Origin of the sequence: Pseudomonas sp. JV414 (assembly GCF_032424305.1) — a bacterium.
Lineage (GTDB): Bacteria > Pseudomonadota > Gammaproteobacteria > Pseudomonadales > Pseudomonadaceae > Aquipseudomonas > Aquipseudomonas lini.
Genome location: NZ_VYKC01000003.1, coordinates 150,940 through 175,472, shown reverse-complemented (window position 1 = coordinate 175,472; position 24,533 = coordinate 150,940). Strand labels below are relative to the sequence as shown.

Annotated in this window: 23 protein-coding genes; 14 read left to right on the top strand and 9 right to left on the bottom strand. The window is 58.3% G+C overall.

Annotation, left to right across the window (positions count from 1 at the left end; genetic code table 11):
- The first annotated feature begins 1 nt into the window (after position 1).
- From F6R97_RS05525 to F6R97_RS05505, 5 genes are all read left to right on the top strand, one after another.
- The gene (locus F6R97_RS05525) at positions 2-1,621 is read left to right on the top strand and encodes a DUF2300 domain-containing protein (RefSeq protein ID WP_315866205.1); all 1,620 of its coding nucleotides are present in this window, start codon (positions 2-4) and stop codon (positions 1,619-1,621) included.
- A gap of 3 nt (positions 1,622-1,624) precedes the next feature.
- Positions 1,625-2,440, top strand: a complete 816-nt coding sequence (locus F6R97_RS05520) for a YfaP family protein (protein ID WP_315866204.1) — start codon at positions 1,625-1,627, stop codon at positions 2,438-2,440.
- Positions 2,441-2,652: 212 nt separating this feature from the next.
- Entirely contained in the window at positions 2,653-3,663 is a 1,011-nt protein-coding gene (locus F6R97_RS05515) for a YhcG family protein (protein WP_050681539.1), read from the top strand.
- Between the two features lie 312 nt (positions 3,664-3,975).
- Positions 3,976-4,326: a DUF6152 family protein gene (locus F6R97_RS05510; RefSeq protein WP_315866203.1), complete on the top strand. Its 351-nt coding sequence runs from the start codon at positions 3,976-3,978 to the stop codon at positions 4,324-4,326.
- Positions 4,326-4,835 carry a DUF6644 family protein gene (locus F6R97_RS05505; protein ID WP_038982692.1) on the top strand — a complete coding sequence of 170 codons (510 nt, stop codon included), beginning with the start codon at positions 4,326-4,328 and terminating at the stop codon, positions 4,833-4,835. The genes F6R97_RS05510 and F6R97_RS05505 overlap by 1 nt, the downstream gene beginning before the upstream one ends.
- Position 4,836: 1 nt before the next feature.
- Here F6R97_RS05505 and F6R97_RS05500 read toward each other — a convergent pair whose 3' ends face one another.
- Positions 4,837-5,625, bottom strand: coding sequence for an alpha/beta hydrolase (locus F6R97_RS05500; protein ID WP_315866202.1), 789 nt, complete (start codon positions 5,623-5,625; stop codon positions 4,837-4,839).
- A gap of 123 nt (positions 5,626-5,748) precedes the next feature.
- Here F6R97_RS05500 and F6R97_RS05495 point away from each other — a divergent pair, with 123 nt between their 5' ends.
- Together F6R97_RS05495 and F6R97_RS05490 are read left to right on the top strand one after the other, a co-directional pair.
- Positions 5,749-7,032 (top strand): MFS transporter, encoded by a 1,284-nt coding sequence (locus F6R97_RS05495; RefSeq protein WP_315866201.1) that lies wholly within the window; start codon positions 5,749-5,751, stop codon positions 7,030-7,032.
- Between the two features lie 122 nt (positions 7,033-7,154).
- Complete coding sequence (locus F6R97_RS05490; protein WP_048397174.1) at positions 7,155-7,973, top strand: aldo/keto reductase; 819 nt, start codon at positions 7,155-7,157, stop codon at positions 7,971-7,973.
- 212 nt (positions 7,974-8,185) lie between these two features.
- Here F6R97_RS05490 and F6R97_RS05485 read toward each other — a convergent pair whose 3' ends face one another.
- The 4 genes from F6R97_RS05485 to F6R97_RS05465 all read right to left on the bottom strand — a co-directional run bounded on the left by F6R97_RS05485 (position 8,186) and on the right by F6R97_RS05465 (position 13,868).
- Positions 8,186-10,006, bottom strand: a complete 1,821-nt coding sequence (locus F6R97_RS05485) for a DAHL domain-containing protein (protein ID WP_315866200.1) — start codon at positions 10,004-10,006, stop codon at positions 8,186-8,188.
- Between the two features lie 163 nt (positions 10,007-10,169).
- Positions 10,170-11,996 carry an ATP-dependent zinc metalloprotease FtsH gene (gene ftsH, locus F6R97_RS05480; RefSeq protein WP_315866199.1) on the bottom strand — a complete coding sequence of 609 codons (1,827 nt, stop codon included), beginning with the start codon at positions 11,994-11,996 and terminating at the stop codon, positions 10,170-10,172.
- A 284-nt stretch (positions 11,997-12,280) separates the two neighbouring features.
- On the bottom strand, positions 12,281-12,826 hold the full coding sequence (locus tag F6R97_RS05470) for an Hsp20/alpha crystallin family protein (protein ID WP_315866198.1): 546 nt from the start codon (positions 12,824-12,826) through the stop codon (positions 12,281-12,283).
- Positions 12,827-12,971: 145 nt separating this feature from the next.
- On the bottom strand, positions 12,972-13,868 hold the full coding sequence (locus tag F6R97_RS05465) for a DMT family transporter (protein WP_038982685.1): 897 nt from the start codon (positions 13,866-13,868) through the stop codon (positions 12,972-12,974).
- An 88-nt stretch (positions 13,869-13,956) separates the two neighbouring features.
- Between F6R97_RS05465 and F6R97_RS05460 the strand changes: the two genes are divergently transcribed.
- On the top strand, positions 13,957-15,288 hold the full coding sequence (locus F6R97_RS05460; RefSeq protein ID WP_315866197.1) for a PLP-dependent aminotransferase family protein: 1,332 nt from the start codon (positions 13,957-13,959) through the stop codon (positions 15,286-15,288).
- Here F6R97_RS05460 and F6R97_RS05455 read toward each other — a convergent pair.
- Entirely contained in the window at positions 15,279-16,157 is an 879-nt protein-coding gene (locus F6R97_RS05455) for a LysR substrate-binding domain-containing protein (RefSeq protein WP_315866196.1), read from the bottom strand. The two genes, F6R97_RS05460 and F6R97_RS05455, sit on opposite strands and share 10 nt — an antisense overlap.
- 119 nt (positions 16,158-16,276) lie before the next feature.
- Here F6R97_RS05455 and F6R97_RS05450 point away from each other — a divergent pair, with 119 nt between their 5' ends.
- From F6R97_RS05450 to F6R97_RS05440, 3 genes are all read left to right on the top strand, one after another.
- Complete coding sequence (locus F6R97_RS05450; RefSeq protein ID WP_050682624.1) at positions 16,277-16,702, top strand: VOC family protein; 426 nt, start codon at positions 16,277-16,279, stop codon at positions 16,700-16,702.
- A gap of 113 nt (positions 16,703-16,815) precedes the next feature.
- Positions 16,816-18,075 carry a cation:dicarboxylate symporter family transporter gene (locus F6R97_RS05445; protein WP_315866195.1) on the top strand — a complete coding sequence of 420 codons (1,260 nt, stop codon included), beginning with the start codon at positions 16,816-16,818 and terminating at the stop codon, positions 18,073-18,075.
- Between the two features lie 154 nt (positions 18,076-18,229).
- A complete protein-coding gene (locus tag F6R97_RS05440) occupies positions 18,230-18,610 on the top strand; it encodes a nuclear transport factor 2 family protein (protein ID WP_315866194.1) in 381 nt (126 codons plus the stop codon).
- A gap of 95 nt (positions 18,611-18,705) precedes the next feature.
- On the opposite strand, the gene F6R97_RS05435 is transcribed toward F6R97_RS05440, so the two are convergent.
- Positions 18,706-19,395 carry a hypothetical protein gene (locus tag F6R97_RS05435; protein ID WP_048397163.1) on the bottom strand — a complete coding sequence of 230 codons (690 nt, stop codon included), beginning with the start codon at positions 19,393-19,395 and terminating at the stop codon, positions 18,706-18,708.
- Between the two features lie 328 nt (positions 19,396-19,723).
- Between F6R97_RS05435 and F6R97_RS05430 the strand changes: the two genes are divergently transcribed.
- The 3 genes from F6R97_RS05430 to mqo all read left to right on the top strand — a co-directional run bounded on the left by F6R97_RS05430 (position 19,724) and on the right by mqo (position 23,046).
- Positions 19,724-20,293 (top strand): YceI family protein, encoded by a 570-nt coding sequence (locus tag F6R97_RS05430; RefSeq protein WP_048397160.1) that lies wholly within the window; start codon positions 19,724-19,726, stop codon positions 20,291-20,293.
- 77 nt (positions 20,294-20,370) lie between these two features.
- The gene (locus F6R97_RS05425; protein WP_315866193.1) at positions 20,371-21,081 is read left to right on the top strand and encodes a GNAT family N-acetyltransferase; all 711 of its coding nucleotides are present in this window, start codon (positions 20,371-20,373) and stop codon (positions 21,079-21,081) included.
- Positions 21,082-21,399: 318 nt separating this feature from the next.
- Positions 21,400-23,046 carry a malate dehydrogenase (quinone) gene (mqo, locus tag F6R97_RS05420; RefSeq protein WP_038982680.1) on the top strand — a complete coding sequence of 549 codons (1,647 nt, stop codon included), beginning with the start codon at positions 21,400-21,402 and terminating at the stop codon, positions 23,044-23,046.
- A 180-nt stretch (positions 23,047-23,226) separates the two neighbouring features.
- Here the strand turns inward: mqo and F6R97_RS05415 are convergent, their stop codons facing one another.
- Together F6R97_RS05415 and F6R97_RS05410 are read right to left on the bottom strand one after the other, a co-directional pair.
- Positions 23,227-23,757, bottom strand: a complete 531-nt coding sequence (locus F6R97_RS05415) for a DUF2867 domain-containing protein (RefSeq protein ID WP_315866192.1) — start codon at positions 23,755-23,757, stop codon at positions 23,227-23,229.
- 23 nt (positions 23,758-23,780) lie between these two features.
- Positions 23,781-24,458, bottom strand: coding sequence for a DJ-1/PfpI family protein (locus tag F6R97_RS05410; protein WP_038983680.1), 678 nt, complete (start codon positions 24,456-24,458; stop codon positions 23,781-23,783).
- Positions 24,459-24,533 lie beyond the last annotated feature (75 nt).

Sequence of the window (24,533 nt, the reverse complement as noted above, 5' to 3'; positions counted from 1 at the left end):
CATGACCCGGCGTCTGGTCTGGTGGCTGTTGTGTTTGATGCCTGCGCTGGCGACAGCGCAGGACGAGCCGTTGCGCCTGGGCTTCAAGGGTGAATTGCTTTCGTTGAGCCAGACGCAGGTGATCTCGCGTGAGCCATTGCCTGCTGATGTGCAGACGCCGCTGGGTAGTTTGTGGAAGCTGTTTGTCTACGGTTGGCTGGTGGACACCGGCGCGCGGGAACCGGCTTATGAGTGTCGCGGGCAATCGAAGGAAGAAGTGTATTGCTGCACGGCGGGCGGCAGGATTGAGCGCGATCAGGCATTGGTGAAGTCTTGCGGGTTGTATTTCGAGCCTGCGCGTCTGGGCATTGCTGGCGCGCAGTGGCGCGAGTATTGGCAGGCGAGACAAGCGCCGAAGTGGTTGCTGGACTTGCCGTCGTTGCAACCGCAGACCCGGGTTTCGGTGGCTGAGTTGTTGAAGGTATTGGCCGTGATGCCGGCGCAGGATCAGGCGCGGCGGGTGTTGCTCGATGTGGTGCTGAATGCGGCTGACGGCAATGTCGTGGGCGAACTCGGTGGTCGGTTGCGGGTGAAAACCTGGAGCTGGTTGGGGGATCTGGATCCTTCATCGCGTCAGGGCGGGTTCGCTGGCTGGACGGCGGACGGCACGCCGATCTGGGCCGGCGGGCGCGGCACCAGTCAAATGGTCTTGCGCAATTACGGTCCGGCACTGGCGACGGTGTTGCCTTCGTCATGGCCAGCGGAGGCGGGGAAGTGCGTCGAGGTCGGCCTGTTCGCACGTTATCCGCTGAAGCGCGTACTGTCGGGGGATCGCGTGTTAGCGCCCGGTCCTTTGCAAGGTGACTATCGCGTTGAGTTCGCCAACGGCAATCAACTCGATATCCACAGCGACGGCGAGTTGTTCTTGCTCAAAGACAAACTCGTCGCCCGTCTGGACCGCGAAGAATACGTCGCCCGCGTCCTGCAGCGCGAAGCCAGACCGGAACCCGCCGAAGCCGCCAAAGCCTTGAGCGTCGCGATCCGCACCTACCTGCTGCAAAACGCTACCCGCAACGGCGACTGCCTGAGCATCGATGACAGCAGCAGTCGACAGCGCGTCGCCCCACGCCCAGCCGCCACCGAATCGCGCAACATCGCCGCGTGGACCAGCGATCTGGTACTCGCCGGCAGCAACGTCACCTATCACTCCGACCAACCGGGACCGGACAAGCTCTCCTGGCTGCAAGCCGTCGAACAGGCCAATGCCGGTCAACGCTACGACGCCATCCTGCTGCACGCTTACCCGCGCGCGAGCCTCAGCCGCTGGGACAATCCCGTCGCTTCCTGCGACGCATTGCCCGCCGCGCAAGACTGGCTGAAAAAGCAACGCCGCGGCTGGCGACCACGGCTGGAAAGCGAAGTTGGCTACAACGAAGTCAACGCCTTCGCCGTCTGCCGCCTGGCCTTCGGCCGTCCTTTTGTCGATCGCGAACGCCAGCGCATTTACGTGCGCGGCGTGCTGTCGCTGCAAGACCGCCTCGACCTGACTCATGAATACCTGCACCTGGCCTTCGAAGCACACCCCAACGGCCAGGATGAAACCTACATCGAAGGGCTCGCCCGCCACCTCTTGCTGGAATAGGCCATGAAACTCCGTTACCCACAGGTCCTCCTGTTCCTTTGTGCTTTTTGCGTATGGCCGACCACGTTCGCCACCGATAGCGCGGTCAGACTCGACACCCCCGTCGGCGGCTGGCGCACGGGCGCGCCCGAAGGCGAAGGCGAAAACTTTCGTCAGACGGTTAATTACCCGGCGTCCTCGGTCAACACACCGGTGGGGCAGGCCAAGACCGCTCGCATCACCGGCCAGATCAAATCCACACCCAAGGGCAATGAGCCCGGCAAACTGATCGTCAACGGCGTCAGCATGCCGCTGAAAATCGACCCCGCCGGCCGCTACGATCGCCCGTTCTCATTCCCCAATGGCAGCAACAGCGTTGAAGTCCGCAGCCCTGATGGTCAACAGCGGCATCGCACCCAATTCCTCAACACCAGCGGCGGCGCCACCCCTGCCAAGTTGCGAGTACTGCTGGCTTGGGACAGCGACGGCACCGACCTTGATCTGCATGTCGTCACGCCTGACGGTGGCCACATCTGGTACGGCGACCGCGTCGCGGCCAACGGCGGCGCACTCGACGTCGACGTCACCACCGGCTACGGCCCGGAAATCTTTGCCATGCCGGCGCCGATCAAGGGGCAGTATCAGGTGTACGTGAACTACTACGGTGGTGGGTATCGCAGTGATGAGGAGGGGCAGGAAGAGGCTGTTCAGCCGCTGACTACGGCACAGATTACGGTGATTACGGAAGAGGGAACGCCGAACGAGAAGATGGAAACGTTCCTGGTGCCGATGCGGGCGGTGGGGGAGTTGACGTTGGTTAAGGGGTTTAGTTATCCGTGAGGGGGTAATTGTGACAGCGGTGCTGACACAATTGAATTGGGCAGCAGGTTGCTGCCCGATTGCTTGAATATGGTCAGCACAATTGGTCAGCAGGCTGCTGACCAATTCCGTAATCACATGACACTGTTTCACGCCGAAACACTTCGTGATTTTTATTGTTTCAAGGTGAGGAGTACTAGAGAAGGTCGTCTACTAAACAGGAACGCCTTCACGTGAATGACCTCAGTTCAACTGCGCCGCCCGTTGGTGCAAGCTTTAACGAAATCACGCAACTCATCATCACCGCCCGGCAGCGAGCGGTGCAGGCAGTCAATACCGAGTTGATTGAACTGCACTGGCAGGTCGGGGCTTACATCAGCCGAAAGATCGAAGCGGCGGAGTGGGGGGATGGAGTGGTCGCTCAACTGGCAAATCACCTCGCGCGTACTCAGCCGGGATTGCGTGGTTTTACCCGACCGAATCTCTTTCGTATGCGCCAGTTTTACGAGGCGTACAGGCACGATGCAAAAGTCTCAGCACTGCTGAGACAATTGCCCTGGACCCAAAACCTGATCATTCTCAACCAAAGCAAACGCCCGGAGGAGCGCGAGTTTTACCTGCGCATGGCGATTCAGGAGAAGTGGTCGAGCCGGGAGCTCGAGCGCCAGTTCAAAGCCGCTCTGTTTGAGCGTAGCGTCATCAATCCCGCAAAAGTATCATCGTTGATGAGGCAAACACATCCCGAAGCCTTGAGCGTGTTCAAGGATACCTACATGGTCGAGTTTCTCGACTTGGCGCAAGGTCATGTCGAGGCCGATTTACATGGCGGGTTACTGCGCAGGCTCAGGGATTTTCTGATCGAGCTGGGGCGTGACTTTTGTTTCGTGGGTTCTCAATACCCGTTGCAGGTTGGCGGTCGCGACTTTGCGTTGGACCTGCTCTTCTTCCATCGCGGGCTCAATTGCCTGGTGGCGATTGAGCTCAAGGTCGGGCGTTTCGAGCCAGAATATCTCGGCAAGCTGGACTTCTACCTTGAGGCGTTGGATCGCAACGTCCGTAAGCCCCATGAAAACCCGGCGCTTGGGGTCTTGCTGTGCGCCAGCAAAGATGACGAAGTCGTCGAGTACGCCCTGAACCGTTCACTTTCGCCCGCATTGATCGCGGAATATCAGACTCAGCTGCCTGACAAGAAACTGTTGCAGGCCAAGTTGCATGAGTTTTATGCGCTGAATGCTGACGAGTAAACCAGCGGTTATGTTTGAGGGTGTTCTTGCGGGCCTCATCGCGAGCAGGCTCGCTCCCACAGTGATCGGTGTCGTTCACAAACCTTTTGGTCAAAGCAGATACCTGTGGGAGCGGGCTTGCCCGCGATGAGACCAGCCCATCCAGCACAAAACCAAAGTGAGATTAAGTCTCGTCCAGAGCCCAGTGAGCGATGTAGACCATGTGTTTCCTTCCCGACGATTAGCCCACACTTTCGTCTCACCAATGAAGAAACCTGCCAACCACCGTTGTCGTAGCACCACCAGCTCCAGATAAAACAGGAGGACCGCATCATGAAAGCCTTGCTCAGAAGCATTGGACTGTCATTACTGCTGGTGGCCACTGCGGCGTTCGCTCATCACGGCTGGAGTGAGTATGACTCCAGCAAATCCATGCAGTTGAACGGAACGATCGAGGAATCCGGCTATTCCCATCCGCACGGGCTTCTGCGTCTCAAAACAGCCGACAAGACGTGGATCATCGTTCTGGCCCCTCCATCGCGCATGGAGAACCGTGGGCTGTCGAAGGAGATGCTGAATGTCGGTACGACGGCTACGGTGGTCGGTTATCCGAATCGAAACAAACCCGAAGAACTGCGAGCGGAACGCATCACCATCGGCGATAAAACCACCGAGTTGCGCTGATGGACACCACAAGTGCCAGTGGCTCAGGTCCGCAAAGCTGGCTGGACTGGCTGGATGACTCGCGACTTGGGTGGGCCATGCGAGGAGAGTTGTGGCTTTACCCGATCGTCGAGGTGGTTCACATCATTGGCTTCGTGGTGCTTGTGGGCTCAGTGGTCATGTTCGATCTGCGGGTGCTTGGCCTGTCCAAGGATATTGCGGTGACGGCGCTGGCTCGCCATCTGCTGAGATGGTCCGTCGCTGCCCTGGTATTGATCGTACCCGCTGGCCTGATGATGTTTACCGCCCATCCCCATGACTTCGCCACCAACAATATTTTCATTTTGAAGCTGAGCCTGATCGCTACGGCGGGCATCAACGCAGCCCTTTTTCACGTCGGGGTATACCGTTCAGTCAGCCAGTGGAACACAGGCGTCGCGGCACCGGCCATTGCAAAAGTGCAGGCGGTGCTTTCGATGGGGTTATGGGTCACGGTGGTGCTTTGCGGCCGATTGTTGGCCTACACCTGACTCACAACGCGGCGCCGAGCAGCTTGAGGTACTGAGGGCTCTCGGATATCGAATTGTGGCCCGTGCCCGGTATCACCTGCAGCGTGGCCACGCCCTTGGCGAAATGCGTGTAAAGCTGCTCGGTGCTTGAGCGCGGTATGACTTCGTCGTGCTCGGCCGCGATCAATAGCGTCGGGACGGTGATATGAGCGGCGTATTTCCAGGATTCGAACTTGTCCTGCAACAGCCACTTCACCGGGAACCAGCCGAACTGGCGGACGGCGAGGTCTTCAAGGCTGTTGTAGGGCGTGATCAGGATCAGCCGCGACGCCGGGCGTTGGCTGGCGAGGCGTACGGCAACGCCCGAGCCCAGGCTGCGCCCGACCACGGCGATAGTGGGATGGGTGTTGTAGACGCTGTCGAACAAGGTCATGGCATCGCGCTGTATCGCTTCCTCGGATGGTGACCCGGAACTGCCACCGTAGCCTCGGTAATGCAGCAAGTAGATCGCATGATCGGCAAAGGCCTGCGAGAACTCGGGCAGGCTGCGGGAAACGTCCTCGGCATTGCCGCCGAAGTAGATCAACGCCTTCGGTCCGTCGTGCGGCCTGACCGTCACCAACACCTGCGCATTGGCGACTTGCAGCGTGAGCAGCGTTTCGGGTGCGTCGATGGCGCGGGGTTGCGGGTAGTAGATGAGGGCGCGTTGAAACACGAACAGCGCGGCGCAAAGCACCAGGTACGCAACGGCAATGAATGCGAAGAGAGACATCAGGGTTCGCGACATTCGACTAAGTTTAGTGGACTGCATGGCACTGCTCTGGGCCTGACGACGGCTATCGCTTGAGCGTTGTCAGAGTGTAGTCCATCGATAGTTGCCGCACGGGGGCGCACCGATGTCCAAGAGTCGACGCTTGTATCCGGGGCCTGTGCCATGACGGTCACCGACGCGCTGAAATGGGTCAAGGTTCTGCCGTCCGAACGAACGGCCCTGATGCTGGGTTTCGCCTTCCATTTCTGCGTGCTCGCCAGTTATTACTTGGTACGACCCTTGCGCGATGCCTTGGGCCTTGAGGGCGGTGCCGACAAGTTGCAATGGCTGTTCACGGCCACGTTCGTGGTGATGCTGGTGATGGTGCCGCTGTTCGGCGCGCTGGTTTCGCGGCTGCCTGCCATGCGCTTCGTGCCGTTGATCTACCGCTTGATTGCCTTGTCGATGCTGGTGTTTGGCGTGTTGATCGCTCAGCGCATTGCGCCGGTGACAGTGGGACGGGTGTTTTTCGTCTGGATCAGCATCTACAACCTGTTCATCGTTTCGATTTTCTGGAGCGTGCTGGTCGACCGCTTTTCCAGCGAGCAAGGGCGGCGGCTGTTCGGTTTCATTGCGGCGGGTGGAACCCTGGGCACGTTCATCGGGCCGTTGCTGGCCGCGACCATGGCCACAAATCTTGGGCCGGTGGCGTTGACCGTTGCGGCGGCCGTGCTGCTGGAATGTGCGGTGCGTTGCTATCGGGCGCTGTTGTCGCGCACAGCGTCGCAGTCCGGCAGCCGCTGGCTGGATGAGCGGCGCATGGGCGGCAGCGTGCTGGCCGGGGTCACGCTGATCCTGCGCTCGCGTTATCTGATGGGGCTGGTGCTGTTCATGCTGTTGCACACCAGTGCCGCGACTTTGCTGTATTTCGAACAGGGACGGATTGTGGCTGGCAGCTATGCTGATGTGGCCAGCAGGACGCAATTCTTCGCCGTCGTCGATTTGATCGTGTCGGCGCTGACCCTGCTATTTCAATTGCTACTGACGGCACCATTGATCCGTCTGATCGGCATCGGTGGGGCGTTGGTGGCGTTGCCGTTGGCGACGATCGTGGCGTTTAGCGCCATGGCCCTGGCACCCGTGCCAACAACCGTCGCGCTGGCGCAAGGGCTGCGCCGCGCCGTCGAGTTCGCCATCGTGCGCCCGGCGCGAGAAGTGCTGTGGACGGTGGTGAGCCGCGAGGAAAAGTACAAGGCCAAGAATGTGATCGAAACCCTGGTGTATCGCGGCGGCGATGCGGCCAGTGGCTGGCTCTCCGCCGGGTTGACGGCGCTGGGCGCGGGGTTTGGGCTGGTAGCGGTAGTGATCGTGCCGTTTGCCGGGCTGTGGGGCTGGTTATGTCTGTGGCTGGCCAGACGACAAGAGCAAAGGGCGACCATGAATGAACAGCCAGGGGGAATTCCATGACCGATCCTGCTGTCTTCACGCGTAGAAAAATACTCACGTTGGCTGCCGGTGTTTCGGCGGTCTTCACCTTCGATCCGGCCTTTGCCGTATCGGCGCCGTCGACGGAAACAGGAGGCAAGAACATGCTGACCCGAGCCATTCCTTCCAGCAACGAGCCGTTACCCATGGTCGGGTTGGGCACCTATCGCGGCTTTGATGTCGCGCCTTCCGACGCGGCCTACAAGCAACTGGCCGCCGTGCTCATCGCGTTGTTCGAGAAGGGCGGCACGGTGATCGACAGCTCACCGATGTACGGTCGCGCCGAGCAGACGACCGGTGAATTGCTGTCGATCCATCGGCCTCGTTCGCCTGCGTTTCTGGCCACCAAGGTCTGGACCCGTGGCCGCGAAGAAGGCATCGCGCAAATGGAACAGTCCTTCAAGCTATTGCAGACCGACCGTATCGATCTGATGCAGATTCACAACCTGCTGGACTGGAAAACCCACCTGCCCACCCTGCGCGAATGGAAGGCAGAAGGGCGCATCCGCTACATCGGCATCACCCATTACACAGCGTCGGCGTACGACGAAGTGGAGGCCGTGTTGAAAGCCGAGCCGCTGGACTTTTTGCAGATCAACTATGCCCTGGACGACCGCGGTGTGGAGAAACGAATCCTGCCGCTATGTCGCGAGCGTGGCGTGGCAGTGATTTGCAATCGGCCTTTCGGCGGCGGTGGCTTGCTCGCTCGATTGAAAGGCAAACCGCTGCCGGGATGGGCCGCGCAAGTGGGGGTCAATAGCTGGGCACAACTGGCGCTCAAATTCCTGCTGGCTCATTCGGCGGTGACGTGTGTCATCCCCGGCACCAGCAACCCGCGCTACATGGCGGAAAACGCCGGTGCGGGTTTCGGCCCGATGCTGACGGATGCGCAGCGCCAACAGTTGATGGTTTTGGTGGGGTAGGCTCGTTGGCGTGATGGCGGGGCGACTGCGCCCTTCATGTGGCCGCGGGCTTGTATGGCGAGGGGGCTTGCCCCCGTTCGGCTGCGTAGCAGTCGTAAAACCATTGCATCCGGTGTACCTGATACACCGCAATTGCAGGTTTTGGGGCCGCTTCGCGACCCAACGGGGGCAAGCCCCCTCGCCACACAAGCCCGCTTCCACAGGTTTTGCGCTTAACTGACTGACATTCCAGCAGTCGGCAATGCATTAGCAGTCTCCAGCGGAATCTCCAGGGTGAAAACCGCGCCATGACCTGGCCCATCGCTATGGACGCGAAGGTGCCCGTTCATCTCTACCGCCGCGAGCGCGCAACTGTGCAGGCCAAAGCCGTGGCCTTCCTTGCGCGTGGTGAAACCGTGATTGAAGATACGGGCGATGTTCTCGGCAGCGATCCCTTCGCCCTGATCCTCCACGCTGAGGCGCAGCGTTGTGTTATCGATAATCTTGACGCCCAGCGTCATGTGGCGCTGATGGTCGCTGACCTTGGACATCGCATATTTGGCATTGCTGATCAGGTTGATCAGGATCAACAGCAGCCGGTGTTTGTCGCCGATGATCGTTGGCGTGTCCTGATAGTTCTTGGTGACGACGACATGGTGCCGGCTCAACGCGCCGGAATTCATGCGCAACGCATCCTCGAACAGATCGACAACGTTCAACGGCTCGACCAGCCTGGCCGCGCCGGCATACGCCTGTTGAGTGGAAACGATGTCCTTGATGTGATCGATGCTTTTAGTGAGTTGTGACAGTTCGTCAACGATGCTCGATTGTTCGGTCGCAATGGAGTCGACCAGTTGATTGAGGTAACCGCGAAGCAGTTTGCCTTTGTCGTCGAAGGTCATGAACTGCCCCAGGTCTTCGGCATGTTCGTTCATCATGTTTACCGCTTTGCCCAAGCCAAGGGTTTTGCTCATCGCCAATTTGCGGGTGATCAAATCTGCCGAGACGTTAACGCTGTTCAGCACATTGCCGACGTTGTGCAACACATTGGTTGCGATTTCCGCCATGCCGGCCATTCGCGCGGCATCGACCAGTTCGCGCTCGGCCTCGATCAACTCGCGGGTGCGTTCCTCGACGCGTTGCTCCAGTCGCTCGTTTGCCGTTTGCAACTCATTGTTCATCTTGTTGATCAGGGCATAACTGCGAATCAGGCGGCCGGCCAGATACAACAACAGCAGCGCCATGATGCCGGCGCATACTCCCAGGTAAAGGTGATATTGGCGGTCTGTCGCGCCTGTGCGCCGTTGTTTCTCGTTCAATAGTTCGGTGATGCTGTCCAACTGCCGTCCGACCGGAATCACACTGATGCGATCAAGCAGATCATTGACGATGGGCTGTTCTCGAACAATGGCATTCACCGCGTCTACAAAAGCAGTGAAAGGCGGGCGCTGTTCGGGCGGCAGTTGATTGATGTATTCATCCAGATACTTCAGATGTCCGGAGATTTCCTCAGCCCTTTCGCTGGAGACATAGAGGGCGTATTCAAGGGTGTCCAACGTAACATCGAACACCACTGAGAGTACCGCAGCACCCACCGACGGGCGTGTGTTGCTGGAATCCTCCAGTAACACACGAATATTATCTTCCAGCTCAGGCAGGGCCTCGAATGATATTCGCAAGGCCGTGTTGTGCTGTTTGAATTGCTCAACCAGTCGGGTTTTGTTTTCTACCGCATCCAGATAACCCTGGCGTCGGGTTTGCCAAAGTGTCGAGAGGGGGCCGGTCGTATTGAGGTTGTCGAGCTGCGCCCATCGCTGTTCTGCTTCAGCGGGCGCTCCCAGAAACAAATTGTCGGTCAGGCCGATTTTTGCTCGCAGAATCTTCACGTTCCAATTGGCATCGAACTGCTTGAGTTGGCGAACGAAATCGCGCGACTCGAAGTAGGTCGATGTGTCGTAGGAAAATGATTTGATCAGCAAAAATATCAGTACGCTGAAAAGGGTTAGCGCAATGGCGCCCAGGGCAGTCCATTTGTAATGATTGGAAAGCTTCATTGCGGCATTCCTCCCTGAGCGATCCTGAGCGGGAGGTTTTGCCAACGGTTAATGATTTCCATTTTTGCGCTCCCTGCAAAATGGCGATAATCACCACATTGTTTGTAAGCCTAGCGTTGTTGGCGAACAGCGTCGGAAAAACATTGAACGGCGATCAGTGGTCTTACGGTCGCGGTAATGCCGGGGCAGGCTTGAGCGGCAGCAGAGGCGGGAATTCCTCGGGTGTGAGCGTTTCTTTTTCCAGCAACAGGCGGGCGCCCTCATCCAGGTCGGCCCGGCGACTCTGCAGCAATGCCTTGGCCCGTTGGTAGGCTTCATCGAGCAGGGCGCGAATACCCAGGTCGATTTCCCGGGCGGTTTGTTCCGAATAGTCTTTCTCGCCCAGTGTGGTCATGCGATCCCCCAGGTACGTTGCGTTTTGCCGCTCCAGCACCGATTGTCCTAGTTCGGCGCTCATGCCGAACCGGGTAATCAGTTGTCGGGCAATATCGGTCGCGCGGCCCAGATCATCGGCGGCCCCGGTGGAGATCTGGCCATAGACAAGGTCTTCGGCGGCGCGCCCGGCCATCAGCACGACAATCCGGTCCTTGAGCGTCTGGCAACTGATCAGGAAGTGATCCTCGGTCGGTCGTTGCAGGGTATAGCCGAGCGAGCCGATGGCGCGGGGCACGATCGACACTTTATGCACCGGATCCATCGCCGGCAGCGTGCTGGCGGCCAGGGCATGCCCCATTTCGTGATAGGCCACCACCCGGCGCTCGTCGGGGTCGAGCAGACTGCTCTTGCGTTCGAGCCCCGCGATGAGGCGTTCTACCGCCGCGGTGAAATCGTTCAGGCTGACCGCCTCGGCGCCGCGTCGGGTGGCGACAATGGCCGCTTCGTTAACCAGGTTGGCCAGGTCGGCGCCGGTGAAGCCAGTGGTGATCTCGGCAATACGCGCACCATCGAGCCCTGGCTCCACGGTGATTTTCTGCAGATGAACCTTGAGGATCGCCTCCCGCCCTTTGCGATCGGGGCGGTCGATCAAAATCTGCCGGTCGAAGCGGCCGGCCCGCAACAACGCCGGGTCGAGGACCTCCGGCCGGTTGGTCGCGGCCAGCAACACGACGCCCTCCCGGGGATCGAAGCCATCCAGCTCGGCCAGTAACTGGTTAAGGGTCTGTTCTTTTTCGTCATTGCCGCCCAGCGTACCGACGCCGCGCATCTTGCCCAGTGCGTCCAGTTCATCGATGAAAATGATGCAGGGCGCCGCCTGTCGTGCCTGCTCGAACAGGTCGCGCACCCGGGCCGCACCGACCCCGACGAACATCTCGACGAACTCGGAGCCGGAGATCGAGAAAAACGGCACACCGGCTTCACCGGCGATGGCTTTGGCCACCAGGGTTTTGCCGGTGCCAGGCGGGCCGACCAGCAAGGTACCCTTGGGAATGTGTGCGCCCAAGCGTGCGTATCGTTCCTTGTCCTTGAGGAACGAAACGATTTCCACCAGCTCGGCCTTGGCTTCGTCGATGCCTGCGACATCGGCGAAGGTCACTCCGGTATCGCGTTCGACAAACACCTTGGCCCGGGACTTGCCGACATTCATTAGCCCGCCAAGACCTTGTTTGTCCGCCATCCCGCGAAACAGGAAATTCCAGAACACCATGATCAGAATAAACGGCAACAACCAGCCCAACAGGCTGTTCATAAAGGTGTTTTCGGTGGTTCCGGTAAAACCGACACCCGATTGAGAGAGTTCGGTCGCCAGCGCCGGATCGACCCGCACCGTGGAGAACCGCTCGCGCCCGTCGATGGGCTCTTGCAACTTGCCGCTGATCTGGTCCTTGTCGACCCGCAAATCACTGACTTTTTGCTCGTTCAACAATTGCAGGAATTGGCTGTAGGGGAGGGGCTGCACGGCCTGGCGCTCGCCAACGAATATCTGCATGAGGCTCAGCACGATAAAAGCGATCGCGAAGTAGGACAGGTTCCACTGTTCGTTCTTTTTCATGGCCTTGGCTCAGCGTGGGAACGCAGGGTCGTTCATACCGCGCCGCCGCCAAGTTGCCGGTCAGTTAAGGAACGAAACCTGTGGGAGCGGGCTTGCTCGCGAAAGCGGTGTGTCATTCAACATTGATGTTGGCTGACCCGGCGCCTTCGCGAGCAAGCCCGCTCCCACTCGGACTAACTGACAGGCATTAACCGCGCCCGCCCGGTTATTTTTTAGACCACGGCAAAAAAGCCCCGTGCCGGCTTCCCGACAAGGGGCTTTTTTGCGCGAAGTGTCTCGACGATTCAGCTTGATTTGATCTGCACCTTTTTGTCCGCGTTCATGGCTTCGGGCTTCTTCGGCAGCGAAATACTCAGCACGCCTTTGCTGAAATTGGCTTCGATCTTGTCGGCATCGACGCCTTTGGGCAGGCTGAACGCCCGCTGGAAGGAGCCATAGTGACGCTCTGACAAGTGATAGCCCTTTCTTTTTTCTTCCTTGTCCTCTTTCTTTTCACCCTTGATGATCAGATTGCCGTTGGACAATTTGATGTCGATATTTTCCTGATCCATGCCTGGCAATTCAGCGGTGATTTCGAAGCTTTCCTCCTTCTCGGTAATGTCCACCGCAGGCAGGCTGCGACTGATAAATTCCCGACTCCAGAACGGTTCGACATCAAACAGACCACGCCGGAAAGGCGTCAGCCCCGAGCCACGATTGAAGTCTTCGAACAGGTGATCGACCTGCTGGCGCAGTTTTTCCAGAGGACGCCAAGGGTCTGTCGCCATCGGTTGCTGATCGGTTTTTTCGTCGTCGGTGTGTACCGGCATTTTTTTCTCGACATTGGCCATTTTTCGTTCCTCCTATCGAGTACTGCGGTGGGCCGGGAACAGCTTGGAGGCCGGTCCATCACGACAGATTCAGGCCTTACCTTAAAAGGTTAGTATTCCTGCGGCCCTGAGGCCGACCAACAGTCGGTTTTTGATTGCAAGCCGTCTATTTCGAGAACTTGCGCGCACCGACCACGCAAAGGATCACTGCAACAGTCACACCCAACATGCCAAGACTGACTTGCTCATGCAGCAATGTGGCCGCCAGCGCCAAGCCAAAAAACGGCTGTAGCAACTGAAGCTGACCGACGGCGGCAATCCCGCCTTGGGCCAGCCCGCGGTACCAGAATACGAAGCCGAGAAACATGCTGAACAGCGAGACATAAGCCAGGCTGAACCATGCGGTCGGCGTTATTCCCGAGAGCGAAGGTGGGGCCAGAAACCAGGTCAGCGGAATCATGACGGGCAACGACAGCACCAAGGCCCAGGAAATCACCTGCCAGCCGCCGAGTGTTCTTGAAAGCTTCGCGCCTTCCGCATAGCCCAGCCCGCAGGCGAGGATGGCCAGCAACATCAGGATGTCCCCCGCAGGAGAGGCGGTCAGGCCTTGGGAGACGGCAAACCCCACCACCAGCAGGCTTCCCAGCACCGAGAAAAACCAGAAAACCGGCCGGGGACGCTCGCCCCCGCGCCAGACGCCGAAGGCTGCCGTGGCGAGTGGCAACAGGCCAACGAAGACAATGGAATGCGCAGACGTCACATATTGCAGCGCCAGCGCAGTCAGCAGCGGAAACCCCAATACAACGCCCAGCGCCACGATTGCCAGGGAGAGAAGCTGACTCTTGGCCGGTCGCTTTTCGTTGAAAAGCAGCAACATGCACAGCGCCAAAATGGCAGCGATGCTGGCCCGGGCAACCGTCAAAAAGACCGGGTCAAATTCCAGAACGGCCACCCGTGTCGCGGGCAGCGAGCCGCTGAAGATGAGCACGCCAATGAACCCGTTGAGCCATCCGCTCGCGGTCTTTTCCGAGGTGTGCTGTTGCAGGTTCGATGTGCGTTCCATTGAGGACTCCCTTTATGCCGGTTGCATGGGAGGCATCGTATGGACGAAACTCAATACAATCAAAATATTGTCATGGATACACTTGCGCATGTCTCGTTCACGCTACAAATCACTGGTGGATGAATTTGCGGCGGACATCCGCTCAGGGCGACTGTTGCCAGGCACTCGCTTGCCGACCCACCGTCAGTTGGCGGCAACGGAAGGCCTGGCCCTGGTGACGGCCTCTCGGGTCTATGCGGAGCTGGAAGCCATGGGGCTGGTCAGCGGGGAGATGGGGCGGGGTACCTTTGTCAGGGAAACCTCCTGGTCGCCAGGCCAGAACATCGACCAGCATAGCGTTGCCGCTGGCATGACGGACCTGAACTTCAACTATCCAGCGCTTCCCGGGCAGACAGAAATGTTGCGAAATGCCCTGCGCCAACTCGCATCGGCCGGCGATCTGGAATCGCTGCTGCGCTACCAGCCACACGCCGGGCGCCCGCATGAACGCGCCTCTGTGGCGCGCCATCTGCGCGTCCGCGGCCTGACGGTTGAGGCGGAGCAGGTGCTGATCGTCACCGGTGCCCAGCAGGGGCTGGCCGTGACGATGATGGCGCTGTTGCAACCCGGTGACGTGATTGCAGCGGACGCGTTGACCTATTCAGGATTCAAGGCTCTGGCCGATTCACTGCACCTGGAAATCGTGCCCATTCCGGTGCTCGATCACGGCCCGGATCTGGAAGCACTGGAAAGCCTGTGCCGGCATAGACGCGTGCGGGCCGTTTACACGATGCCGACCCTGCACAACCCGCTGGGGTGGGTGATGAGTGCCGATCAACGCGAGTGCCTGGTGACGATTGCGCGCCAGCACGGGCTATTAATCATCGAGGACGCCGCTTACGCCTTCCTGGCGGAAAATCCCCCCGCGCCGCTGGCGGTACTCGCCCCCGAGAGGACGATTTACGTGTCAGGGCTCTCCAAGAGTGTGGCCACTGGATTGCGTGTCGGCTTCGTCGTCGCCCCCCTTCAACACGTGCCCGCGCTGGAGCGCACGATCAAAGCGACCACCTGGAATACCCCGGGCGTGATGACGGCAATCGCCACTGCATGGCTCGACGACGGCACCGTCATGCAACTGGAGGCTGAAAAGCGCCAGGACGCGCAAGCGAGGCAAGTCGTGGCCGGCGAAGTACTGGCGGGGCTGCGCTGCATTCGCCATCCATCGTCGTATTTCCTGTGGCTGCCATTGTCGGAAGACGCAAGGGCCGATCAGATCGCCATGGCGTTGATGCGCGAAAATGTGTCGGTTTCAACCGCTGAACCGTTTGCCACCTCGGCCAACGTCCCGCACGCGTTTCGCCTGGCGCTGGGCTCTGTGGAGATGGGCGCACTGCGCGAGGCGCTGGAAAAAGTGAAGTGGATGATTGGGGCTTATTCGTAGCCGCTCTGAACCTGTTCAACGATCAGTTGGGCCAGTACCCGTACCGGCTCGGTAAAGCTTTGCCTAGCCCGATGGACGAGGCCGATATCACGGTGGAAGGTGTGCTGCCCCAGGTCCAGCACACGCACCCCGGCGGGCCAGTCCTGATGGATCGCCGTCTGCGGCACCAGCGCTACGCCGACGCCATTTTCGACCAGCTTGATAATGGCCTCTAATTCATCCAGCTCGCACACTTCACGCAAGGTGAAATGCATCTGCCGCAAGAAACGATCGACCTGCCTGCCGCCGAACGATGATCGGTCGTAGCGAATGAAGGGTTGGCTGGAAAGCAGTGCCGACCAGTCTTCTCCGGGCACATCGCGCGGAACGATCAGCCGGTAGGGCTCAAGGGCCAGGGTCGTCCAGCGCAGATCGCTTTGCAGCGAGAAGGGGGGGCGAATGATCACCGCCATGTCGATCTCGCCGGCATCCACCAGGTTGACCAACTCCATCGACAGACCCGGGACCACACGGGTTCGGCATTGCGGACATTGTTGGTGAAATTTGGCGAGTGCATCCGGTAAATACGAGCGCTGCACGGAAGCGATGGCGCCGATGTTCACCAGCACGCTGGCCGGCAGCCCAACCGTGGTGGAGCCCAGATTGTCATAAAGGCGAAGCAGCTCCTGCGCCTGCAGAAGTATTTGATGCCCCATTCTGTTCAGGTGAGCCGAGCGGCCCTTGCGGTCGAAAATCTGGAAACCGAGTTCGGCCTCCAGACGCTGCATCTGGGCGCTCACGGCGGCCTGGGTCAGTCCGATCCTGTTGCCGGCAGCGGCAAAAGTGCCTTCCCGCGCGACGGCGATAAGTGTTTTCAGTTCTTTGATCATTCACAAATATTAATTGTGTTACTAAGAAATATATATTGATTTTTTTGCTTGGTCTGCGGCTCTACGATTGGCTCCGTAATCAAAAACAAAACCGATAAAACACCTTGATTGGAGTTCCGATGAGCCTTTCTCCTTTTCACCTGGCGATCCCTGTTTATGACCTCGCGGCGACACGCACCTTTTACGGTGAAGTGTTCGGGCTGCAAGAGGGGCGCTCCAGCACGCAGTGGGTCGACTTTGATTTCTACGGTCACCAACTGGTTATCCATGAGCACCCAAAAACTGCTTCTCAGGAGAGCGTGCATAGCAATCCGGTAGACGGGCACGACGTCCCCGTTCCGCACTTCGGCATCATCCTGGAGTGGCTGCAGTGGGAAGCCCTGGCCGAGCGACTGAAGTCCTTTGGTACCGAGTTTGTGATTGAGCCTTACATTCGATTCAAGGGGCAGGTCGGCGAACAAGCCACCATGTTCCTGTTCGATCCGTGTGGCAACGCACTTGAGTTCAAGGCGTTCAAGGATATGAGCCAGCTCTTCGCCAAGTAATAAAAGCAATGGCACAACCTTGTTGTGCCATTCGAATTCAAATGAGCTGGAAGCTCATGACTCTAGCAACTGCTACTTAACGCAGTCCTTTCATTCCAACAAGAAGGCTAGACATGAAACGTATCCCTTTGGTTTGGCAAATAGTTGCCGGGCTGTTGCTTGGCGTGCTCGTCGGTTGGTACTTCAATACACACCCGCAGTATCAAGGGTGGATCAGTTCTGAAATCCTCAAACCCCTTGGCGATATCTTTATCAAGATGATGAAGATGGTCGTTGTTCCCATTGTCTTCTGTTGCATGATCCTGGGTATTGCCGGCGGCGGTGATAACAAGTCTTTTGGGCGCATGGGCATCAAGTCGCTGGGGTATTTCTTCGCGATTACCGGCCTGGCCATTGTGATGGGGTTGTGTTTCGCCAATATCTTCGAGCCCGGCACAGGCACCGATATTTCGGGCATTTCCCACAGCACCGCGTCGGTCAACATGGAGCCTTCGAAGGGCGCTCTCGTCATCCTGCAGAACATCGTTCCCGATAACGTTTTTGTCGCGATGTCGGAAGCGAAGTTGCTCTCGGTGCTGTTCTTCGCCGTGCTGTTTGGCCTGGCATTGAACTCACTCCCCAGAGAAAAAAGCGCACCGGTGGTGGCGGTGGTTCAAGGTATCTCTGATGCCATGTTCAAGGTCGTCAGTATTGTCATGGCTTATGCGCCGATCGGGGTATTCGGCATGATCGGCGCCACCGTTGCGACGTTCGGTTTTGCCTCGCTATTGCCTTTGCTCAAGTTGATCGGTGTGGTTTATCTGGCGCTGATTGTCTTTGCGCTGGTGGTGCTGGGCGGTATTTGCTACTTGATTGGCGAGAATATTTTCAAACTGATCAAGTACTTCCGTAATGAGCTGATTCTGGCGTTCTCCAGCGCCGCGTCGGCATCGGTCATGCCGCAGCTGATGAGCAAGCTGGAACACTATGGCGTGCCGCGCCGTATCGTCAGTTTTGTGGTGCCGGTGGGTTACGCATTCAACCTGGATGGCGCGTCGATCTTCCTCGGCGTGGCGACGATTTTTGTCGCGCAACTCTATGGGATCGACCTGTCGCTGTCCCAGCAGATCTTGTTGGTGGTGACGATGGTGCTGACGTCCAAAGGGGCTGCCGGCGTTCCCGGCTTCGCCATCATCATCCTGTCCGCCACCCTGGCATCGGCCGGTCTTCCACTGGAAGGGGTCGCACTGATTGCCGGCATCTTCCGGATTATCGACAGCGGCACCACCACCCTGAACGTGCTGGGCAATGCGATTGCGCCCTTGGTCATCGCCAAGTGGGAAAAGGTCAGCATTGAGCCTTCGGGCGTTGCTCGAGTGGTGCAGAAAACCTGATCACCATCCTCCAGTAAAACGCAATTCCCCTGTGGGAGCGGGCTTGCTCGCGAAGGCGTCATAACATTCAACATCTATGTCGACTGTCAGTCCGCTTTCGCGAGCAAGCCCGCTCCCACAGGTTCCACACCCGTTAATTATCAGGAGTCATGCAATGAGCAGTCTTACTTACGTTCAGGAATATAACGCGATAGTCGACGTACTTAACCAGTACAACGAAGGTGGCGCGAAGGCCGATAGCGCACTGATGAAGCCCGCCTTCAACGAGCAGGCCACGATGTTTGGCGTCGATGGCGACAAGCTCGTCGGCGGCGCGATCCAGAATCTCTATGACGTCATCGACACCGCGTTCCGTCCGTCCCCGGAAGCCAAAGCCGCCATCGTACGCATCGACATAGTCGGCACGGCTGCCAGTGCGCGGGTCGATACCGACAACGTCTCGGGGTTCCGCTTCACCGACTTCTTCAACCTGCTGAAGGTAGAAGGCAAGTGGACCATCGTCAGCAAGATTTACCATACCCATCCGAGCGTCTGATCCCTCGGTTGGTGACGCTACCGTTTGAAAAAACCAGGAAAGTCCTCAACGCCGAGGACTTTCCTGGAACCGGTAAAGAGCCCTTATTCCAGCTCCTAGCGCATCACAATCTCACTGAATTTGACGGTAAGCGCCTCATCATTCCCATCCCGAAACACCAACTTGATCGCAGGCGTTTTGCTCAGCTTGCTGTTGCTCTGCTGGAAGATCAGCGTAACGCGTGTCGGTACATTGCGAATCAGCGGGAAGCGTAGCCAGGCGTTGTCCTCGACCTGGCCTACCCGGATCGACTCGAACTTGAGTGGGCCGCCGGACTCGTCGAATAGCCGGGTGCCGTCGTCGAAGCGAAAGCTGCGATCTATATTCAGATTGGTCAGTTCAAAAGTGCAGGTGGGCAATCGGCCGATATTTTCGCAGCCCTCCAATTCGATGCGAACGTTATCCAGCACTTCCATGCGCTTGCCGAGCAGGTTGTTGCCTTCGTTTTCGACGATCTTGGCTTGCAGTTTGGCGAATTCGAAAGAGGGCTTGGCATATTCGGTGCCCAGGATGAAGAAACCAAAAGACAAACCGGCAACCATGAAGAACTGCAATGCGCCGCGGAGCATCGGTGTGAAGTTACGAATCTGCCAGCCGATTGAAACGGCTCCCAGAAACAGAAAGGTACTCACCAGCAACACCACGTTTTTCCAGCTGATGAAGCTGAAGCCGAACACGCTGGGGTCCGGCACCGCATAAGTGATTAACGCCCACATGGCGCCCAGCACGATACTGAGCCCTGCCATGCCACGAGTGATCAACGAGGTGAGTTTTTGAGTGCGGGTAAGCGGTATTGCTGAATCTTGCGGGGATATCACAGTGCTGAGTCCTTGTTCCGTAGCCGATCGTCCATCCTTGAAGGCGACTGTCAGGCTGTAGCAATAGAAAACCTTGAGACATCAAGGTCAGGGCCTGATTGTGGCGGGGTGCCATTATCCAGTAATGGCGCGGCGGGTAAAGGCGCGCGGTACGGCTGCGCTGGAATAACCAACGATTATTTGCTTAAGTCCAGCTATCGCAGCCACACGGCTGCGGTACTTCAATTCTTGAAGGGCGCTTCAACCGGAGAATCCCATGCCCCCTCGATTCCCGCGTTTCGCCGCATTGCTCGCCATCCTCCTGGTCGGCACCTTGCCCTGCGCCCACGCCGTCGAATACACCCAGGTCAACACCACCGCCAGCAAGATCTCTTTCACCTATAACCAGTTCGGCTCCAGGGCGTATGGCACCTTCGGCAAGTTCGACGCCACGCTCGATTTCGATACGCAAAACCCCGAAGCGGCCCATGCCAAGTTGACCATCGACCTCGCCAGCATCGACGCCGGGGCCAGCGACGCCAACAGCGAGCTGCAAAAGCCTGCCTGGTTCAACACGGCGGATTATCCGGTGGCGACCTTTGAATCGACCGGGGTGGAAGCACTGGGCGACCACCGCTACTTGATCACCGGCAACCTCACGCTCAGGGGCATGACGCGCGAGTTGCAGGTGAAAGTGCTGCTGAAGCCGGAGAAGGCCATCGGGATCTTCGATGGCGACATCGTTGTGAAACGCAGGGACTTCAACATCGGGGAAGGGGAGTGGGCCGACAAGGTTGTGTCCAACGACATCAGCATCCGCTTTCGCATCGTCGCGCCCGAGCAGTGATTTTCCTGTAAGGGGCTCGATCTGTGACAATAGCGGGGCTGATGCTCAGTAAGCCTTAACCCGGAGTCAGAAACGCAATGCCCCAGCTCACCCACTTTGCCACTCCGTGCCCGGAGCCCATCAACAGCCAGATCCTGCAGATGGTTGTCGACAACCTGACCGACATCAGCATGGTGGGCATCGCGCCGAGCAACCCGTTGTACAACGTCTATCAATACACGGTGGGCTATGAGGTTCATCTCTACCTCGAAGCGCTCGGCGGCGCCAAAGGCATTGCTGTCGAACTGATCGTTGCAACGGACGATGAAGACCCCGAGACAGTCATCGGCTTTCTGCTGTACCTGCCGGTCAAGGACGATCCCGAAGCGTGCGGCGTGGCGTATATGGCAGTGCAGGCCAGCCATCGGCGGCGAGGCATCGCCCGGGCGATGCTGCAAGACATGCTCGTCCGCTACCCGCATGCCGAGTTGACCTGCACCGTCGCCAAGGTGCCCTGGTTCGAATCGATGGGCTTCCAAGTGCTGGGCGTGCGCGGCACTCAGGTGCTGATGAACACCCGTGATCACGGCACCGAAGGCTTGATGGGCTTACTGGATGTCACATCAATCTACAGTTCTTTGGAGGTGCGGCAGATACATACGTATCTGCTGCAGAAACACGGCAAGCGGGCGATGATCGATGCAGAGAAGCAGCGCGACCGGCATCTCGACCAGATGACGCGCAACGCCAAGGCGTTTGTAGTGGATCGTTTGAGCAAAGACGCCGGGCGCGGGCCTCGTCCCGACTAGACTGTTGAGTCCTTTCGGGCGCGCAGGCTGGCCGAGGCGTGATATTCTGTCGCATTAACTTGGTTTGACTTTATTCGGTTCGTACGTCCACAGACGTCCGACAGAATCAATGTCGCTCAAGTAACTGAGCCAATAATGATAAAAAGTCAGTGCACGAGGGACATATAACTGAGGTCGATGGAGACACGTCGGCCTTGTGTGCCCACCTTCAAATCCTTGTAAGTGTAGGAACCCACGGCACGCTGCCTGCGTACCCGTACTCTTGGGTTGCTCATGTTGAGGATTGGGGGCGGATGGCGTTTATCATAGGTGCTACAGATGTTTAAGAAACTGAACACGGCCCTGCTGGGGCTGGCTTTGTCGATGGGGATCACGTCCGTTCACGCGGAAGAGGCAAAGAAAGTCGATGTGCTGCTCATTGGCGGCGGCATCATGAGTGCAACGCTGGGTGTCTGGCTTAATGAGCTGGAACCCGGTCTGTCGATGGAAATGGTCGAGCGCCTCGACGGCGTCGCCCAGGAAAGCTCCAACGGCTGGAACAACGCCGGTACCGGTCACTCCGCCCTGGCCGAGTTGAACTACACCCCGGAAGACGACAAGGGCAACGTCCAGATCGCGAAAGCCGTTGAAATCAACGAAGCCTTCCAGATCTCCCGTCAGTTCTGGGCCTGGCAAGTTCAGCAAGGCGTGCTGAAGAACCCGCGTTCGTTCATCAACTCCACTCCGCACATGAGCTTTGTGTGGGGCGATGACAACATCAAGTTCCTGAAGAAGCGCTACGAAGCCCTGCAAGCGAGCCCGCTGTTCGCCGGCATGCAGTACTCCGAAGACCCGGCTGTCATCAAGAAGTGGGTACCGCTGATGATGGAAGGGCGTGACCCGAACCAGAAAGTCGCGGCCACCTGGAGCCCGCTCGGCACCGACATGAACTTCGGCGAGATCACCCGCCAGTTCGTCGCGCACCTGCAAACCACGCCGAAGTTCGACTTGAAACTGTCTAGCGAAGTGCAAGACATCACCAAGAACGAAGACGGCAGCTGGCGCGTCAGCTACAAAAACCTGAAAGACGGTACCAAAACCGAAACCGACGCCAAGTTCGTCTTCATCGGCGCGGGCGGCGGTGCACTGCACCTGCTGCAGAAGTCCGGCATTCCTGAAGCCAAGGAATACGCAGGCTTCCCGGTTGGCGGCTCGTTCCTCGTGACCGAAAACCCGACCATCGCCGAGCAACACCTGGCCAAGGCCTACGGCAAAGCCTCCGTTGGCGCACCGCCAATGTCGGTTCCGCACCTGGACACCCGTGTTCTGGACGGCAAGCGCGTCATCCTGTTTGGCCCATTCGCGACCTTCAGCACCAAGTTCCTGAAAGAAGGTTCGTACCTGGACCTGCTGACCACCACGACCACGCACAACGTGTGGCCAATGACCAAGGTCGGCATCAAGGAATACCCGCTGGTCGAGTACCTTGCAGGCCAACTGATGCTGTCTGACGAAGACCGCCTCAACGCCCTGAAAGAATACTTCCCGAACGCCAAAGCCGAAGACTGGCGCCTGTGGCAAGCCGGCCAACGCGTGCAAATCATCAAGCGTGATGAAGCTGCCGGTGGCGTGCTGAAGTTGGGCACCGAAATCGTTGCTTCCGCAGACGGCACCATTGCTGGTCTGCTGGGCGCATCGCCGGGCGCATCGACTGCCGCACCGATCATGCTGACCGTGCTGCAGAAAGTGTTCAAGGACAAGGTTGCAACCCCTGCCTGGCAGGAAAAGCTGCGTCAGATCGTGCCGAGCTATGGCACTCAGCTGAACAGCAACCCTGCGAAAGTGGCTGAAGAGTGGGCTTATACCTCCAAGGTGTTGGAGCTGACTCCGCCGCCGGCGATTGGTCAGGTGGTGGCTCCGGCTGCTGCTCCGGCTGCTCCGGCCAAGGCACCGAAGGCTAATGCTGCGACGGATATGGCTTTGTAAGTAGAAGCGTAATCGGAAAGCCCACTGGATCGGTGACGGTCAGTGGGCTTTTTTGTGTCTGGAATTCAATCTTGCGAATTACGAAATGCTAAGGCTGACGAGCTTTTTGTGGCGAGGGGGCTTGCCCCCGTTGGGCTACGAAGCAGCCCCAGCGCGTGATCGGCCGTAGCGCTCTCAGCCTTAGGGGCAGGTTGCCAGAGGCCAACCGACGCGCGCTGCACGGAGGAGGCTGGCCTTAACAACCAAGCGGTGAAATGGGGCAATAACGAAGATGTAGGCCCGGCCTAGACGGTTGTGGCACTGGACCACGGTTGAAAAAACGAGTTGGCGACTGCCCTCTGGCTCTGCCTCTCCAGAACATAGGATCGATATCCGGAAGTCGAGGTGCTTGTCGTCCTCTCCCAACACGATTTCAGTCTGGTTCGTGCTGTAGACCTTGAAGATTCCAAGCCGATTAGCAAGTGTTGCCAAGTGTTTGGCTGTCTTGAGACCGAAACAGGCAACAATAGTGTCTCGGGCTTTCGTGAGCCATCCGATCCAGGATGGCTGGTGGGAAAAGATGAATCGAGCTAGCAAATCTGGATTGCCAGATGTGCCCGCAGGGAGCCGAATCGCAAAAGCGTCCGCTAGGTTCATCGACTTGTAAAAGTGGGAAATGCCGGACATCGAGGGGACTGGCACGGACATAATGAGCTCAAATTCTCGGGGCATCGGGGATCTCTCCTGAGTTCTAACTACCAATTAGACGACATGCCATGTCGCGTTTCTTGTTGCGATGGTTTGTCGTATAACGCTCCTTGTCGCCCTGTGGCGCCAACTTCTCCTTGTCGGATACTGAGCCCGATCAAGGCATCATAGAGCTCTTGCTGCCCAGCTGGCAAAACAGGGAGCAACGTCGCACGGCGCTTGTCGACATCGAACCAGGATTCAACCAACCATCCCACCAGATAGAGCGCCGAAAGGCATCCGCCAGCGGTTGCAACGTTCCCCTGGCATACAAGAGGCTGGTCCATGGGCTCAAGTCCCAGAGCTTGCAAGCTCGATCGTGCATCCGGGTGTGTAGTTGCCTGGCCGCTGAGCAGCCCAAGCCGTTCGAGAATGAAAGCTCCGGCGCATAGGGAGCCGATTCGCTGGCGTCTGGAGTCAAGTTCAAACGACGGCAGGAAATCTGGGGCGGCAAGTGCAGCGGGTATCCCTTCCTTGCCGCTGACGAACAATACCGCGTCGGCACTATTGGCCTCGGAAAGCGGACCGTGCACCGAAACAGGCAGGCCGTGCGCCGATCGCACGATAGAGCTAGAACCCAATATTCGGACGTGCCAGTCCTCAGTGTTGCGGCCTAGAATGTCCCACATCAGGAACAGGTCGATATCAGTGAATTGGTCGAAAGCAACCAGAGCGATTTTCTTCAAGGCGAGCTCCATGAAAAGTGCTGGCGTGCAAAACGCAACGGCCATCTTTGCTGGTGTTCGCAGCGTATCAATCGG